At 43.1% G+C, this 14,181-nt stretch carries 15 protein-coding genes; 9 read left to right on the forward strand and 6 right to left on the reverse strand.

Going from position 1 to position 14,181, the window contains the following annotated elements; genetic code table 11:
- The 3 genes from BG260_RS12785 to BG260_RS12795 form a co-directional block, all read left to right on the forward strand.
- The coding region (locus tag BG260_RS12785) for an efflux RND transporter permease subunit (protein ID WP_141691610.1) at positions 1–463 on the forward strand (463 nt) is incomplete at its 5' end.
- Positions 464–730: 267 nt separating this feature from the next.
- Positions 731–1,153 carry a helix-turn-helix domain-containing protein gene (locus BG260_RS12790; protein WP_069133320.1) on the forward strand — a complete coding sequence of 141 codons (423 nt, stop codon included), beginning with the start codon at positions 731–733 and terminating at the stop codon, positions 1,151–1,153.
- Positions 1,150–1,431 (forward strand): hypothetical protein, encoded by a 282-nt coding sequence (locus BG260_RS12795; protein ID WP_069133322.1) that lies wholly within the window; start codon positions 1,150–1,152, stop codon positions 1,429–1,431. The genes BG260_RS12790 and BG260_RS12795 overlap by 4 nt, the downstream gene beginning before the upstream one ends.
- Here BG260_RS12795 and BG260_RS12800 read toward each other — a convergent pair.
- On the reverse strand, positions 1,428–2,039 hold the full coding sequence (locus tag BG260_RS12800) for an NUDIX domain-containing protein (RefSeq protein WP_083750315.1): 612 nt from the start codon (positions 2,037–2,039) through the stop codon (positions 1,428–1,430). The genes BG260_RS12795 and BG260_RS12800 overlap by 4 nt on opposite strands.
- A 69-nt stretch (positions 2,040–2,108) precedes the next feature.
- On the opposite strand from BG260_RS12800, the gene BG260_RS12805 reads away from it, so the two are divergent.
- From BG260_RS12805 to BG260_RS12815, 3 genes are read left to right on the forward strand one after another with little or no spacing between them, the layout of a single operon-like run.
- Complete coding sequence (locus BG260_RS12805) at positions 2,109–2,699, forward strand: CDP-alcohol phosphatidyltransferase family protein (RefSeq protein ID WP_069133324.1); 591 nt, start codon at positions 2,109–2,111, stop codon at positions 2,697–2,699.
- 38 nt (positions 2,700–2,737) lie between these two features.
- Entirely contained in the window at positions 2,738–3,694 is a 957-nt protein-coding gene (ftsY, locus tag BG260_RS12810; RefSeq protein ID WP_069133326.1) for a signal recognition particle-docking protein FtsY, read from the forward strand.
- 60 nt (positions 3,695–3,754) lie between these two features.
- Positions 3,755–6,865: a CHAT domain-containing protein gene (locus BG260_RS12815; protein ID WP_069133328.1), complete on the forward strand. Its 3,111-nt coding sequence runs from the start codon at positions 3,755–3,757 to the stop codon at positions 6,863–6,865.
- Between the two features lie 71 nt (positions 6,866–6,936).
- On the opposite strand, the gene BG260_RS12820 is transcribed toward BG260_RS12815, so the two are convergent.
- Both BG260_RS12820 and BG260_RS12825 read right to left on the reverse strand, forming a co-directional pair.
- On the reverse strand, positions 6,937–8,628 hold the full coding sequence (locus BG260_RS12820; protein ID WP_069133330.1) for a M28 family peptidase: 1,692 nt from the start codon (positions 8,626–8,628) through the stop codon (positions 6,937–6,939).
- Positions 8,625–9,398 (reverse strand): segregation and condensation protein A, encoded by a 774-nt coding sequence (locus BG260_RS12825; protein ID WP_069133332.1) that lies wholly within the window; start codon positions 9,396–9,398, stop codon positions 8,625–8,627. The genes BG260_RS12820 and BG260_RS12825 overlap by 4 nt, the downstream gene beginning before the upstream one ends.
- A 242-nt stretch (positions 9,399–9,640) precedes the next feature.
- On the opposite strand from BG260_RS12825, the gene BG260_RS12830 reads away from it, so the two are divergent.
- Both BG260_RS12830 and BG260_RS12835 read left to right on the forward strand, forming a co-directional pair.
- Positions 9,641–10,627 carry a zinc metalloprotease gene (locus BG260_RS12830; RefSeq protein ID WP_141691611.1) on the forward strand — a complete coding sequence of 329 codons (987 nt, stop codon included), beginning with the start codon at positions 9,641–9,643 and terminating at the stop codon, positions 10,625–10,627.
- Between the two features lie 186 nt (positions 10,628–10,813).
- On the forward strand, positions 10,814–11,215 hold the full coding sequence (locus BG260_RS12835; protein ID WP_069133336.1) for a MarR family winged helix-turn-helix transcriptional regulator: 402 nt from the start codon (positions 10,814–10,816) through the stop codon (positions 11,213–11,215).
- A 14-nt stretch (positions 11,216–11,229) separates the two neighbouring features.
- Here the strand turns inward: BG260_RS12835 and BG260_RS12840 are convergent, their stop codons facing one another.
- From BG260_RS12840 to BG260_RS12850, 3 genes are all read right to left on the reverse strand, one after another.
- A complete protein-coding gene (locus BG260_RS12840) occupies positions 11,230–11,850 on the reverse strand; it encodes an HD domain-containing protein (protein ID WP_069133338.1) in 621 nt (206 codons plus the stop codon).
- 327 nt (positions 11,851–12,177) lie between these two features.
- Positions 12,178–13,071 (reverse strand): sulfurtransferase, encoded by an 894-nt coding sequence (locus BG260_RS12845; RefSeq protein WP_069133340.1) that lies wholly within the window; start codon positions 13,069–13,071, stop codon positions 12,178–12,180.
- 83 nt (positions 13,072–13,154) lie between these two features.
- Complete coding sequence (locus BG260_RS12850; protein WP_069133342.1) at positions 13,155–13,553, reverse strand: acyl-CoA thioesterase; 399 nt, start codon at positions 13,551–13,553, stop codon at positions 13,155–13,157.
- Positions 13,554–13,748: 195 nt separating this feature from the next.
- On the opposite strand from BG260_RS12850, the gene BG260_RS12855 reads away from it, so the two are divergent.
- On the forward strand, positions 13,749–14,168 hold the full coding sequence (locus BG260_RS12855) for a CHRD domain-containing protein (RefSeq protein ID WP_176719501.1): 420 nt from the start codon (positions 13,749–13,751) through the stop codon (positions 14,166–14,168).
- The last annotated feature ends 13 nt before the right edge of the window (positions 14,169–14,181 follow it).

Here is a 14,181-nt window from a genome sequence, read left to right on the forward strand (position 1 = left end):
CTCTGTGCCTGTAGCGGTAGTTGGTGTTGTGCCGACGCTGCTGCTTACCGGCACAACATTGAATATGCAGAGTATTATGGGGGTAATCATGCTTATCGGTATTGTAGTAAACAACGCTATTGTACTGGTTGACTACATCAATCTGATGAGACGTGACCGTGAAATGAATGTTTTTAAAGCTGTGATTGAATCCGGTAAGTTAAGATTGCGTCCAATTTTGATGACAACACTCACGACCGTGCTTGGTCTTCTTCCGCTCTCTTTTGGTTGGGGAGCCGGTGGTGAAATTCAGGCGGCTCTGGCCCGGGTTGTTATCGGTGGACTTACAGCCTCTACATTGATTACCCTTGTATTGATTCCTGTTATCTATATTACAGCCAATGATATTAAGGTTTACATTGCAGAGAAGAGAGAAGCATTCCAAAGTTCCGGAGAGTCGGTACCAGCTGCTCAAGCCGGATAGTCTGTAGTAAATATGTTAGAAATGAGATCCGTGATGGTTCATCTGTCACGGATTTTTTTATGCAGTTTACCCGTTGAAATTTCTGATATATGGGGAATTGCCTGACGGGATGGGCTTTTGTTTCAAGCAACTCCTAATAATATAGGGGTAAGCGGACCACTTGGCCAAACGAAATTTTTCAACCTGCATTAATGTATAAGTAATGATAGTCTATATGTAATTTGTTATATTTAAAGTACGCCTGATATAGAACATAAAATCACACGTATGCCAAAGAAAATCGGTTCACTTACGCTTTATTCTGTTGATGATCTGCATGAACTGCTCGGAGTAAGCAAAATGACGATCCGTGCTTATCTCAGAGAAGGCCGCTTAAAAGGGCGTAAACTTGGAGTGCAGTGGTATGTGACGGAAGAAGCGATCAAAAGCTATTTTGATGTAGACTCAAATGATGATCAGCCGGTAGCAGATAAGAAACGGAAACGATCCTATACCTATGTAGTCCAGGGTGTAAATGACTTGGTCAGCGAGACTGAAGAGTGTTCCACAATTGCCGAAACTCTGGATTGCCTTAACAGCCAGGCTATTATCAGTCTCTTTCAGGTTGAGATTCGAGATGAATCGACCGGAGAGATGATTGAAATTGTGAAAGGAAGAGATTTTATAGAACGACATTCAAGTAACTCATGAAGAAAGAACAGACAACGTTACAAGTTTTTGAATTTGGTGATACTCCTGCAGACACATTCTACTGCCTGGTAGATTTGAGGGTCAGCCCAAATGGAATGGATATTGAAAAAATGAGACTCTCAGACCCACGAAATATCGATTTGCAATTTCGGGAGAACGGATGCTTGTTGATGCTGGATGGAGACGAGGTTGAAGAGATTATCCGTCGCGGGGATGCGGACCGGGATCATCTGCACAACTCTTTGTATCAGCTCGCATCGGAAGAGGGGATTGTTTAAACTCTCTTCTCAAAGTTGATGGCGAACGGTTCGTTTTCTTTCCACCAGAAATAGGTTTGAATAATGGCAGTAATGGTTTTGGCATCCTTTAATTCGCCTGTTTGTATCATTCGTAAAGCTTCTGAAAAATGAATCTTGTGGTTGATCAGGAACTCATCATCATCAGTTTGCTTGACTGACGATTCCAGGTCCCAGCCGACAAACACAAAGATCTCCTCATCGGCATAGCCAATAGCCGGAAAGAGAGAGCCAACCTGCACCAGATTTTTGCAGGATAAGCCGCTCTCCTCTTCCATTTCGCGCAGAGCTGTTGACTCCGGGGTTTCACCGGGGTCAATTTTTCCGGCAGGAACTTCAATAAATAGTTTTCGGGGCGGGTATCGAAACTGTTTCAAAAGCATAATGGAACCGTCTTCAAAAACAGGTACAACAGCACTGGCTCCGGGGTGTTTAATCCAGTCTCTTGTTGATTCAGAGCCGTCGGGCAGAGTTACATCATCTACATAAACTTGCAGGAGTGCCCCATCAAAAACATGTCTTGAGGAAACAGTTGTCTCTTTTAGCTTCATTTCATCGTCTTTGTTGAGGGCTAAATCTTTCTTTTTCATTTCGATATTTATTACTGTGTTAAAAAACGTATTTTCTACTGGTAATTATGCTAACTCCAAACAGATGGGATGAGAGAAGCTGTGAACATAGATGGTGAAAAGGTATTGGTTAGAGACGACATTTACACGTTGTCTAACTTTATTTCCCTGTCTCGGGTGCTGGTGGTTTTCCCCATCATCTATCTCCATATGCAGAATAACTACCAGGTTACAACAGCAATATGGGTGTTAATCCTGTACGGAGGGATATCTGATTACCTGGACGGATTGGTTGCGCGCTGGCGTAATGAGATTTCAGAGCTGGGTAAGTCTTTGGACCCAATTGCGGATAAGCTGATGGCGTTTTTTCTGTTCATCTACACCGTATGGCTCGGCTGGATTCCGCTGTGGTATTTTGCACTGGGAGTGGTGCGCGATTCGTTGATTATGGCGGGTTCAGCCCACATCAAAAAAAAGCGTGGAAAAGTTGCCATGTCGATCATGTCCGGTAAGATTACCGTAAATTTAATGGCAATCTATTGGATTAGCGTCTTCTTTTTCCCGGAAGCAAAAAACGTTCAAACCTTTTTTATGGTTGCTTCTGCAGTGATGATGATCGTCTCTTTTGTAGAGTATAAGCAACGGTATCACAAAATTATCAGTGGTGCAGATTTTAATTGATTTATCAACAACGTATTAAAGTTATTTAGTTTTCGAATATGAGCTGGTTAAATAAACTTGGATTAAAGAAAAAAGAGAAGCTGGACAAAGGCGTTGAAAAGAGCCGTGATGGGCTGCTATCAAAAATTGGAAAGAGTATTGCAGGGAAGGATCAGGTTGATGCTGCCACATTGGATGAGCTTGAAGATGCGCTGATTACATCAGACGTTGGTGTGAAAACCACGATTGAAATTATTGAAAGGATTGAAGAGCGTGTTGCAAAAGATAAATACATCTCTCAGAATGAGCTTCAGGAACTGATGCGGGATGAAATTGTGGCTTTATTGAAAGAGAATAAGCCGGATCAGCCCGCAGAATTTGATGCCGATTTTCCTCATAAACCACACGTTGTTATGGTTGTGGGCGTTAACGGTGTTGGGAAAACGACCTCAATCGGGAAGTTGGCAAATATGTATAAACTTGCCGGAAAAGATGTGGTGCTGGGAGCAGCAGATACATTTCGGGCGGCTGCGGTAGATCAGCTTAAAATCTGGAGTGAGCGCGCAGGTGTGCCAATCATTCAGCAGGGGCAAAATGCAGATCCCGCCGCTGTAGCTTACGATACAGTTGCTTCTGCAAAGGCTAAAGGTGCAGACATCGCCCTGGTTGATACTGCAGGTCGGCTTCACAATAAAAAGTCGCTAATGGAGGAGCTTGGGAAAATAAAACGTGTAATGGGGAAAATAGTTGATGGCGCTCCACACGAAATCTTATTGGTGCTCGATGCTTCAACCGGACAAAACGCCATGCAGCAAGCTAAAGCGTTCACCGATGTAGTGGATGTTACCGGGCTTGTACTGACCAAGCTCGATGGAACCGCGAAAGGCGGGATTGTAATCGGAGTATCAAATGAACTGAATGTTCCGGTAAAATATATTGGAGTTGGCGAACAAATCGAGGATTTGCAGGTTTTTGACCGCGTAGCATTTGTTAATGCTCTATTTGGATTGGATTAAGTACTTTACAAATTGAGCAGGGTTCATTAACATATCAGACCAACGTTGGTCCCTGATATTATGAAACACACTGCTCAACCTGCTCATATAACACCTGTATTTCGCTCTTCTTACGCTTTCCTGGTCACTGTTATCGCTACCACGATATTCAGTCTGCACTCAACAGATGTTGCTGCACAAAGCAGATCCGGATTATTAAATCAATTTGATGAGGCAGTACGTGCCTATCACTTTGAAGAACCCGACAGGTCAAAAAAGATATTCAAAGAGATCGAACCTCGTATTTGCGAGGATGAATCGTTAGCGGAGCTTTGTGTGGATGTCCACCTCTATCAGTCCTTGTTTTATCGCAACGAATGGGATCTGGTTAACACAGAGCATCATATAGAGCGTGCTTACCAAACGGTGTTGGAAAATTTAGGTGAAGACCACTTTAAAATGGCTGAAGTGTATGTACAATATTCATACCTTTATGAAAGCCAATCAGAGTTGAATACAGCGCTTGAGTGGAGCAGAAAGGCTATCTCTATAGCGGATAATTACCAGGAAAAAAAGATTGTCGCTTCACAGGCATATACAAGTTTGGGGTACGTTCAAGATACGGCCGGCGATTATGAAGGTGCTCTTGCCAATTACCATACAGCATTGGAGATATTGGAAGATGCCAACCGGGGTTTTGAACTGAACCGGGCCCTATCAATTACACACAACAATACAGGCATATCGCACAGAAAAGCAGGAGAATTCGATAAAGCGATAGAGCATTTTGAAAAAGCACTTGCGGCAGCCATTGAGGCTTACGGGGAGAATCACACCGAGGTAGCACTGATCTATAATGGCATTGGAACCTACTACTATTCAATCAGGGATTTGGGAACAGCAACAGAGTATTTCAAGCGCACAGCGGCCACGTTTGAAGATGCCGGTGAGACAAAGTCTGATCGACTGGCCCGGGTTTATAACAATATTGGCCTCATCTATATGATGATGGATGAATTGGAAAATGGCTTGAACTACTTAGAACAGTCTCAAGTGATTAAGGTAGAGCTGTTTGGAACTGATCACCTTGAAACGGCTGTCGGGTATCACAATCTGGCATCTCACTATCTGGCAAATGAGAAATTTGATGAGGCCGAGGAGAATTATGTCAGAAGCCTGCAGATCAGGAAAAACATCTATGGAGAGAATCATCCAAATTTAATTCTGCCATATACAAATATGGCAAATTTGTATATACAATCTAAGAGATTTGAGGAAGCGGAATCAGCGCTTATGAAAGCCCTGGAAATTGGAGTTGACAAACTCGGAGAAGGACATCCTGAAGTGTTATCAATCTATGCGCAGCTTGGTGAGATTTATACTGAACAAGGCGGTTTGAAGGAGGCAGAGGCATTTTATCAAAAGGCGATATCCATATTGATCAACTCAACGTATACACCAAGTGGTAATTCCATTGATGTAAATAATGTTACCTATCCGGTCAGATTTATCGAAGTGACAAAATCGTTGGGAAGATTAAAAATGAAGCTGTATCGGGAGGATGCAGATAGAAATCATTTGCATGAGGCGTTAAATCTATTCAACTTCTCGGCCGCGGCTATTGATCTGTTGCAGACACAATATCAAAGTGAATCGTCCAAGCTGCAGCTTTTGGATAATTACTACACCATATTTTCAACGGCAGCTGATGTATATCACGAGCTTTACGAACTCACCGGCGAAGATGATTGGTTGGCAGAGATGGTTAATTTTATGGAGAGAGGCAGAGCGAGGGTGGCCGTTGAGCTGTTGCAAAATGTGCAGGCAAGGACGTTTGGCGGGGTGCCTGAAGATGTATTACGAGACGAGCGTCTTTTAAACGAAACAGTGACCCGTCATTTTCAAGAGCTGAATGTTGAGAAAGAGAAGGGAGTAGAAGCAGATTCAGGTATTATCAGAAGTTATGAGGATTCACTATTTACATCCAGACGTGAATTGATTCGTTTTACAAATTCTTTGGAACAAACCTACCCTTCTTACTATGAGCTAAAATATGATCAAACCACTGCTACACTTTCCGACATTCAGGAGGTGCTCAGGTCTGATGAGACTGCAATTTATTACGCTTTTGGAGAGGAGAAAATTTACAGCATTGTGGTAAACAAACGGAGTGTGGGCGTTGCGGCTATGGAGGAGGATGGAGTTAAGATCAGGAAGAGAATTGATGAGTTGCGGGAAGCCGTGATTGAACAGAATAAACATGTATATACACAAAATGCAGTAAGCCTGTATAATCTCCTGATCAAACCCGGTGCGGATTATATTGAAGGCAGCTCACTTCTTCTATTCCCGGATCAATCTCTTCATTACCTTCCGTTTGAGCTTCTTTTGACTGAGGACAGATCTGATCACGAGTATCATCAACTTCCCTATTTGGTGAACAGGTATCCGATACAGTACGCTTCTTCGGGTACGGTTTTAAGGGCAATGAAAAATCAGAAACCGGAGATTCCCAGGAATCTGATGGCCATGGCACCGTTTAACGAGTCGATCTCCCGATTTGATGAGGTGGATATGGCAGATAAACAAAGATACTTTGATGAGTTAACTCCGCTTCCGCTGACCACCTATGAGACGAATAGAATTTCAGAACTGTTCAGAGAAAAGCGATCCATTAGCGACTATATTTTCCCTGAGCGGGTAACGGTCTATCAGAACACAGAGGCCACAAAAAAGAAGCTGTCTGATCGTTCGGCAATGAACTATAATTTTATTCACATTGCTTCTCACGCTTTTGTAAATGAATCAAACCCGGAGCTATCCGGTATCCTGTTAAGGGAGGAGGATGGCGAAAGTGGAGTGTTATATGTAAGCGATATCTATAATCTGCAGCTGAATGCAGATTTGGTTGTTTTAGGTGCTTGCGAAACAGGTCTTGGTGATGTTCACAAAGGGGAAGGCATGATTGGTTTTACGCGTGCATTTACCTATGCGGGAGCGTCAAACTTGATGGTTTCCATGTGGAGAGTGAATGATCAGAATACGTCAAGGTTGATGATCGATTTTTATCAAAACATTCGAAGTGGGAAGAGTTATGGGGAGGCACTTCGGAATGCTAAGTTAAAACTCATTCAAAATCCCGAGACAGCAAATCCAATCCACTGGGCAGCATTTGTACTAAATGGAAGGTGATCATTCTGGTCTCACCAAAGAGAAAACGAAAAGATACACCGGACATTAAATGCCCGCTGTGGAAAATTTATTTAGCGCGGAAGCTGGCGAGTAATTTCAATAAACTCCTGATTATCAACCGTAGGCCGGCCATCATAGTTTGCAACTTTAACGGTCGATGTATAGATCAGTTGGCTAACTCTTGAAAGCTTTTCAAAATCAATTTTATCAATATCATCGGAAGGTCTGTGATAATCTTCGTGAACTCCGGTGAAGAAGAAGACAAATGGCACTCCGAGCCGGCCAAAATTCCAGTGGTCGCTTCTTCTGTAGAATTGGTTCGAATCCTGTAGGTCATTATATTTTCTGTCGAGCCTCATCTGAACACTGCGATCGTTAGCCTGTGCCACAAGGCTATCGAGCTCTGCAGAAATAATTTCACCCCCAATCAGATAGACATAGTCGGTGTCGCCTTTCTGAATGTTTTCCGGGTCACTTCGACCAATCATATCGGCATTAAAATTGGTTACCGTATTTTCGATTGGAATAACAGGGTGATCTGAATAATAGCGGGAACCGAGAAGACCATTTTCTTCTCCACTTACATGCAGAAAGAGAATACTTCGTTTGGTTTTAAAGCCGCTTTTTTGAGCTTCATTAAACGCATGAGCTATCGACATCAAAGCGGATGTACCGCTGCCGTTGTCATCAGCACCATTGTAAAGTGGGTCGCCCGACTCATCCGGTGCCCCGATTCCGACGTGATCATAATGTGCCATCAGTACAACCACTTCATCTTTCAGCTCCGGGTCGGCACCTTCGAAGTAAGCTATTACGTTTTCTGCATCCAGGTAGCCGGGTCCGTCATAAGGAGTGTAGTCCAGGTAAAAACCGGTTTTTTCGGCAGTGAACCCTTTGATGTTTTGCGTTAGCTCACTTTTGTATCGGTTTAAGTTTTCTGAAGATTCGAGACCGAGAATGGATGCAGCCATATCAGGACTGATTTGTAAAACACCTTTTGGAAAACCGGATTGATTATTACGCTCCAGGTAGGCAAGACTGATGCTCTCCGGCTGACTCATCAGGTCCGAGCTCATTATCGAGAGATCGTTAAATTCGGCCTGAGTCATATCTGATATGAGGAGGATTCCGGCGGCATTGTACTGTCCTAAAATAGATCGGAGCCGGCTGTTGCTGCCCAGGCTTGGGTTAACAAGTGTATCGCCATCAACCACATACGGAATATCTTCAAAAATCATCACCCAGTTTCCCCGGATATCTGCCCCGGAGAGGTGTTGTACTTCACGCTCACTGTCATTCACGCCAAATCCGCCAAAAATAATGTCGCCACTGAGTGAGGCACTACCTCCAAACATTCGGATAAAGTGACCCGACGATTCCGGGGATTCTACACTGTAATGATACTGTAGTGTATCCGGTTCATTGATTTTAAACATGTTATACACCAAGCTGTCGGTATACTCTGCATTCAGCCGGTAAGTTTGAAAGTATGTTCCATCATCCCCCTTTGGCTCAAAACCGATCTGCTGATAGTACTCGGCCAGGTAGCTGGCTGCTTTTTTCTGTCCATCCATTCCGGTGGAGCGTCCTTCAAGTGAATCGTGTGCGATGACCGACAAGTGGCGCTCCAAAAACTGAGGTGTGATTTGTGTTCTGTACTCAAGCAGATTTTCTGTGGATGTGGTTTGTTGCAGTGACGATTGTGTTGCGCAGCCGACTAAGCCTGCCACAAGGAGAGTCAGAGGTAATATTAGTTTTTTCATGAAAACTCTGATTTAAAGGTTTTGTCTGAACTCCCGATGATTTCATCGACCGGTTTGAGGTCGATGTGGAAGTTGGTTGGGTCTTCTTCTTCAATGAATAGATCGATTTGTTGTTCTTTCAACATTTCAAGTACAGCTAAGAACGTTACGACGATAGCTGTTCTTGTTTTAAGCTCCATACAGAAGTCATAAAAAGATGTTCGTCCTCTGCTCTGGAGTCGGGTGAGCACGAACTCAGCCTGCTCCTCAACCGTCATCTGCACCTTTTCTACTTTATGGTAGACGTTTTGCCGTTTGATGTCTGCCAGCACTTTTCTAAAGGCTGCCATCAGATCAAAGAGAGTAACATCCTTCAGAGCTTCACCGGTTGCCTGTTTTTCAACTTCATCTTCCTCTAAAAAACCGCGGAAGTATTTTTTTTGAGTCTCCTCATCAATGATTGTGAGCTTCTCTGCCATCTCCTTGTATCGTTTGTACTCAAGGAGCTTCTGAACGAGCTCATACCGCGGGTCATCCTCGTCGAGCTCTTCCTCATCGTCCGGATCTCTCGGCAGCATCATTTTGGCTTTAATCGACATCAGCATACTTGCCATGTAGATGAACTCACTGGCAACATCCAGGTCAAGCTCTTCCATTAGGTGGATGTACTCTAAAAACTCATGTGTGATGTGGGAGACGGGAATATCGTAGATGTTTAATTCATCTCTTCTGATGAAAAAGAGAAGCAGGTCTAACGGGCCTTCGAAATTTTTTAACTGAACTCTATACATAGGCAAATGGGTTCATTGAATTTCGCAATTTCTTCGTAGAAATAGAAATTTTCAACGGAGTTTAGGGAAATAATGTAGCCGGTAAATTGTCCGTTAGTTTATGGTATGCAATAGCTTTGCTATTAACATACTGTTAATCTTGCATTTCTGAATATTTTAAAGCATTATCAAAAAACATCTCGTCAAACAGAAAAGAGAGTATTGGCGGGGTACTTTCCTATGAACAATTAAACAACATACCTATGAAGACTAAAACAATCAGTAAGTTAGTAGTTTTATTAATTGGATTACCATTGATGCTGTCTTGCAGCGAGCAATCTGCAATGAATTCATTAGAAGAAACTGATGGAGAAATGCCGATACTTTCCTTCACGGAGGGGGCAAATGCAGATAATAAATCAATTGAGCACACCGGGGGATTGGCGGAGGCTGTCTACAGTGAGCATCTTTCGAAAGTTAATGACGAACTCATAGAACGAGGAATTACAGAGTATGAACTTGTGATGGCTGAGACATTAACCATGACGAAAGAGGGGGATTTTCAATCGGGACAAACTATCCTGGCAAACGATCGAACTTTAAGGTTAAACGCTCAATGGGTGCCCGGTGATGAAAGAAGAAACGCCGATGGCAATCGGCTTACTCATCTTGTATATACACCTTTTGGTGTTGCAAATGGCACGATTGACGCAGAACCCTACATTGACTCTTCATTCGAAACCTGGAATAACCTCATGAACAATTCAGGTCCGGAGATCGTTAAAGTACCGGATACCGGTATTTTTCCGAGCGCACTGCTCTCTTTAGGTGGCGTACAGGGTGATCCTTTTGTGGCCGATATCGTAACACTTGGGTTTTTACCGGGATCTATCTTTGATTTGGTTCTTGGCCCGGGAGCGAGTGGCGGAGTTTTGGGTGTGGCGTTTACATTTAATTGGACCGGGACTGATGAAGTAGCTATCAAAGAGGTTTGGTATAATGACAGTTTCCCCTGGGCTACAGACGGCAGCCCGGGCGCAGTGGATATTGAAACAGTTGCACTCCATGAAAATGGTCATGCTCTTGGCATGGGGCATTTCGGTAAAATCTCAATTACTGAGAGCAATGGGAAACTTCATGTTTCGCCAAGGGCAGTAATGAATGCGTCCTATTTAGGGCCGGTTCGTTCACCCCTGGGAACAGACCGCGCTGCCTATAACAGCATTTATGGAAACTGGCCAAAAAACTAACCGATATACTTGGATAAGTTTAGAGGGGGGCAACCTTAGCCCCCATTTCTATCCTGCTCAATTAAACTTTTTTGCAACGCACGAACTTCATAAGAAGCTGGTTTAGCACATTTTTCACTGGCCTAATTTGTGAATGATGGTAGAAAAAACGACATTCTATTAAATGTACATGCAATTTAAAAAGCTATGCATAGTCAAGTCAACAGATTTAGCCGGTCAGTCTCCAGCCATTTCGATCAATATTTCAAAGAGTTCGGTTTGGCAACTTCTTATGTAGAAGTTTTGCTCTGTATCAAAGAGGATGGTCCACTGTTACAGAAAGAGATTGCAAACTCTATGCATTTAGATCCGTCAACCATTACCCGATTTTTAAAAAAACTAAAACAGCATGGGTGGATTGAGAAGCAGAAGGGAGAGGGTAGAGCCAAAATTGCTATCCATCAATCCAGGGCATCTGATGTTGAGGAGCTTCGAACACTGTATATAGAAGCCGAGCGGGAACTGGGGCGGATGTTAGGTGAAAAATTTACTGAAACAACACTCAAGCTGCTTGAGCATGGTAACTCTCTCTTCGACAAGGAGGAGTAAGCATCCAAATAGATTCAGATTTCTGTACGTAATTGGTTCAAATAACTTTTCATGAAATCTACTCGATTCCGAGCCATCTTTTTTGCACAATCCGTATTCATAAGATCAGGCAGGCGGAATAGTTTTTGGTAAAAGTGATCAAGAGTATATAAACTGTCATCTGGCTCTCTGGATTCACAAAAGGGGTCTTCAGGTTCATAAAGCGGACGATCAAGCCTTCCTCCCACCATAAAACAGCGTGCAATACCAATTGCACCTAATGCATCCAGCCGATCGGCATCCTGCACAATTTTAGCTTCGATCGTTTGAGGGGCAATATCACCGGAATAGCTGTGAGATTTAATTGCATGCTCAACTTTATCGATCTTGCTTTTTGGGAATGAGGTAGTTTGTAAGAATGATCTAGCTTTATCTGCTGCCAACGTTGATGCTTTGGGTCGATCCGGGGAGTTTTTTGGAAGGATAACACAATCATGAAGCCAGGCTGAAGCGATGATTATATCCGGATCCCCACCCTCTGCCCGGCTAATTACTTTGGCAGAGTTAACAACCCGTTCAATATGATTGAGATCATGCGAGGAGTCAAAATCACACTTTTCTATAAGGAAATTTCGGTATAATGATTCTTCAATCATATGGCCGGTTTTTAAATACTTGGTTTGGAAGATGAATTTCAATAGAAACCTTAGATCCTTAACTCAGTACTGAATCTATCCAAAATCGCCGTTTAACTTATTGTGCTACTATAGGCTTTCATCAGATCTGCATTTTCTTAATGAAGCAAGATAAGAAATGGTTTGTTTTGTTATTGGGAGAATCAGACCGTCTGATAGGTCATCTGCATTGGGTCAGGTGAGCACTCTCAGGGTTAGCAACAACTGATCTGGAGGGGGTAAATAAAGCATCGACTCCCATAAGTGAATGTATTGGGAGCCGACCGAAAACCGGAGTTGGATGTACAACTATTGAACGGCCACGTCGGGAGCGTTGCCATATTCCGACCAGGAACCTTCATAGGCGCGAACGGAATCATAGCCCATCAGTCGAAGGGTAAAATATGCGTGCGAACCGCGAACGTTGGTGTGGCAGTGAGGGATGATCTCCTTATCCCGGGTAATTCCAAGTGAGTCATAAATATCCTGAATCTCCTGCGCTGATTTAAAATAGGGTATATCGCCATCTGCCAATACATTACTCCACTCTAAATGTACTGCGTTGGGAATGTGCCCGCTTCGCTCAGCTCGTTTATCGACACCGGTGTATTCATCCTCTGACCGAACATCGAAGATTATTTTGTTTGGATCTTCCGATGCGGCCTGTACATAACTGATGTCGCAATATTTTTCATCCTGTATGTTCACGGTAAATGTACCTTCAAGACGATTGGCGGGAGTATCTGTGATGGGTAGTGAATTAGTAGCCCAGCTTTGTAAACCGCCATTTAAAATTGCTGCATTATCAAATCCGTAGTAATCTAATGCATAGAAAAGCCGGGCAGCGGCTAATCCGTTGCCCTCATCATAAATAACCACCCTGTCTTCAGGGTTCAGTCCAATCTCGCGCATCATCTGTTCAAATGTTTCCGGACCGATAAGAAAGCTTTGAACGGGGTGATTTGGATCGGTGAGCTTCTCTACAGATGGAAAATGAACGGCACCGGTAATCAGCGAATCGCCGGTCTCTTGCCGGGCATCAATCAAAAAGATATTGTCAGTTTCCAATGCATCATGAAGAGCATTTGCATTGATGAGAAGATGGCTGTTTGGATAGTTGGTAAGAACCTGTTCTTCAGTTTCAGGCTCTGTGCAGGAGATAACAAGAATAAGTGGAAGTAGGAAAAATGTGAATGAACGCATTGTGGATAGATTTATTAGTCATCAGTTTCAGAATCAAACAACGAATCAGGATTTACCATTCAAAACGAAACGTTTCATGAATATTATTGAATTGCCTCAATAACTTCCTGTGGCGGGCGGATAGGTCGTCCGTTTTTCATAAAAACGCCGGTGACTATACCTTCTAAAACAAGTTCATTCTCCGGGAGTTTGTAGATGTTCTGATAGAAAATGAATCGGACATTGCCTGACTGCTCGGCGTAAGTTTTTACCACAAACCGGTCATCGCCCATGAGTGGTTTTTTATAGACGAGCTCAATCTTGTGAACAACCGCATCCGTCCCGTTCTGATGGAGCTCATTAAAATTGAGACCGATTGATTTCAGATATTCATGGCGGGCGTGTTCCAGGTAGTTTTGATAGACGGAGTTGTTTACGACGCCCTGGGTGTCGAGTTCGTAATCGCGGACAGTAAGTTGGAGTTCAAATACTTTATTACTCATTATACATGTTAAGTTATTATATTTTATGATTGTAATATAATGAGCTTAGTTGAAACGGCTGAGAATATTTTAGAGAATCTCCAGGTTTTAAATCTATGATCTCGGAAATTCACTATGTAAATTCTTTAAAAGGGAGCGTTATCTATTAACAAGTAAATAATTGAGGTGGTGAAAATGAGAGCAAAATTATTGTTTTTGACAATTTTCGTGGGGTTGATTGCAATTTCCGCGGCCGCTCAGTCATCGGTGGAGATAGTTTTGGCAGGTCATAACCAGGTCCCACCGGTTCGATCACCCGGTACGGGTATGGTTGAACTAACCGTAGAAGGAGATTCACTATTTGTGAGTGGTAAGTTCGAAGATTTAAGGGAGTACTATTTGGGAGCGAGTATTCATTTTGGCCGAGCTAACGAAACGGGAAATCAGATCTATCGACTTACTGCCGAACTGAATGAGGAGAAAACCGGAGGTGTGTTTAAACCGGAAGAGAATCGGTTTGAATTGAGAGAAGCACAGAAAGAGGCGCTTCGAAATGGCCGAATGTATATCAACATCCGATCGAATCGAAATCGAAGCGGTGAGATTAGGGGCCAAATTCCACCATTAAGTTTCTGATTAGAAACCACCT

The sequence above is a fragment of the Rhodohalobacter halophilus genome (assembly GCF_001715195.1).
Taxonomy (GTDB): Bacteria; Bacteroidota; Rhodothermia; order Balneolales; family Balneolaceae; genus Rhodohalobacter; species Rhodohalobacter halophilus.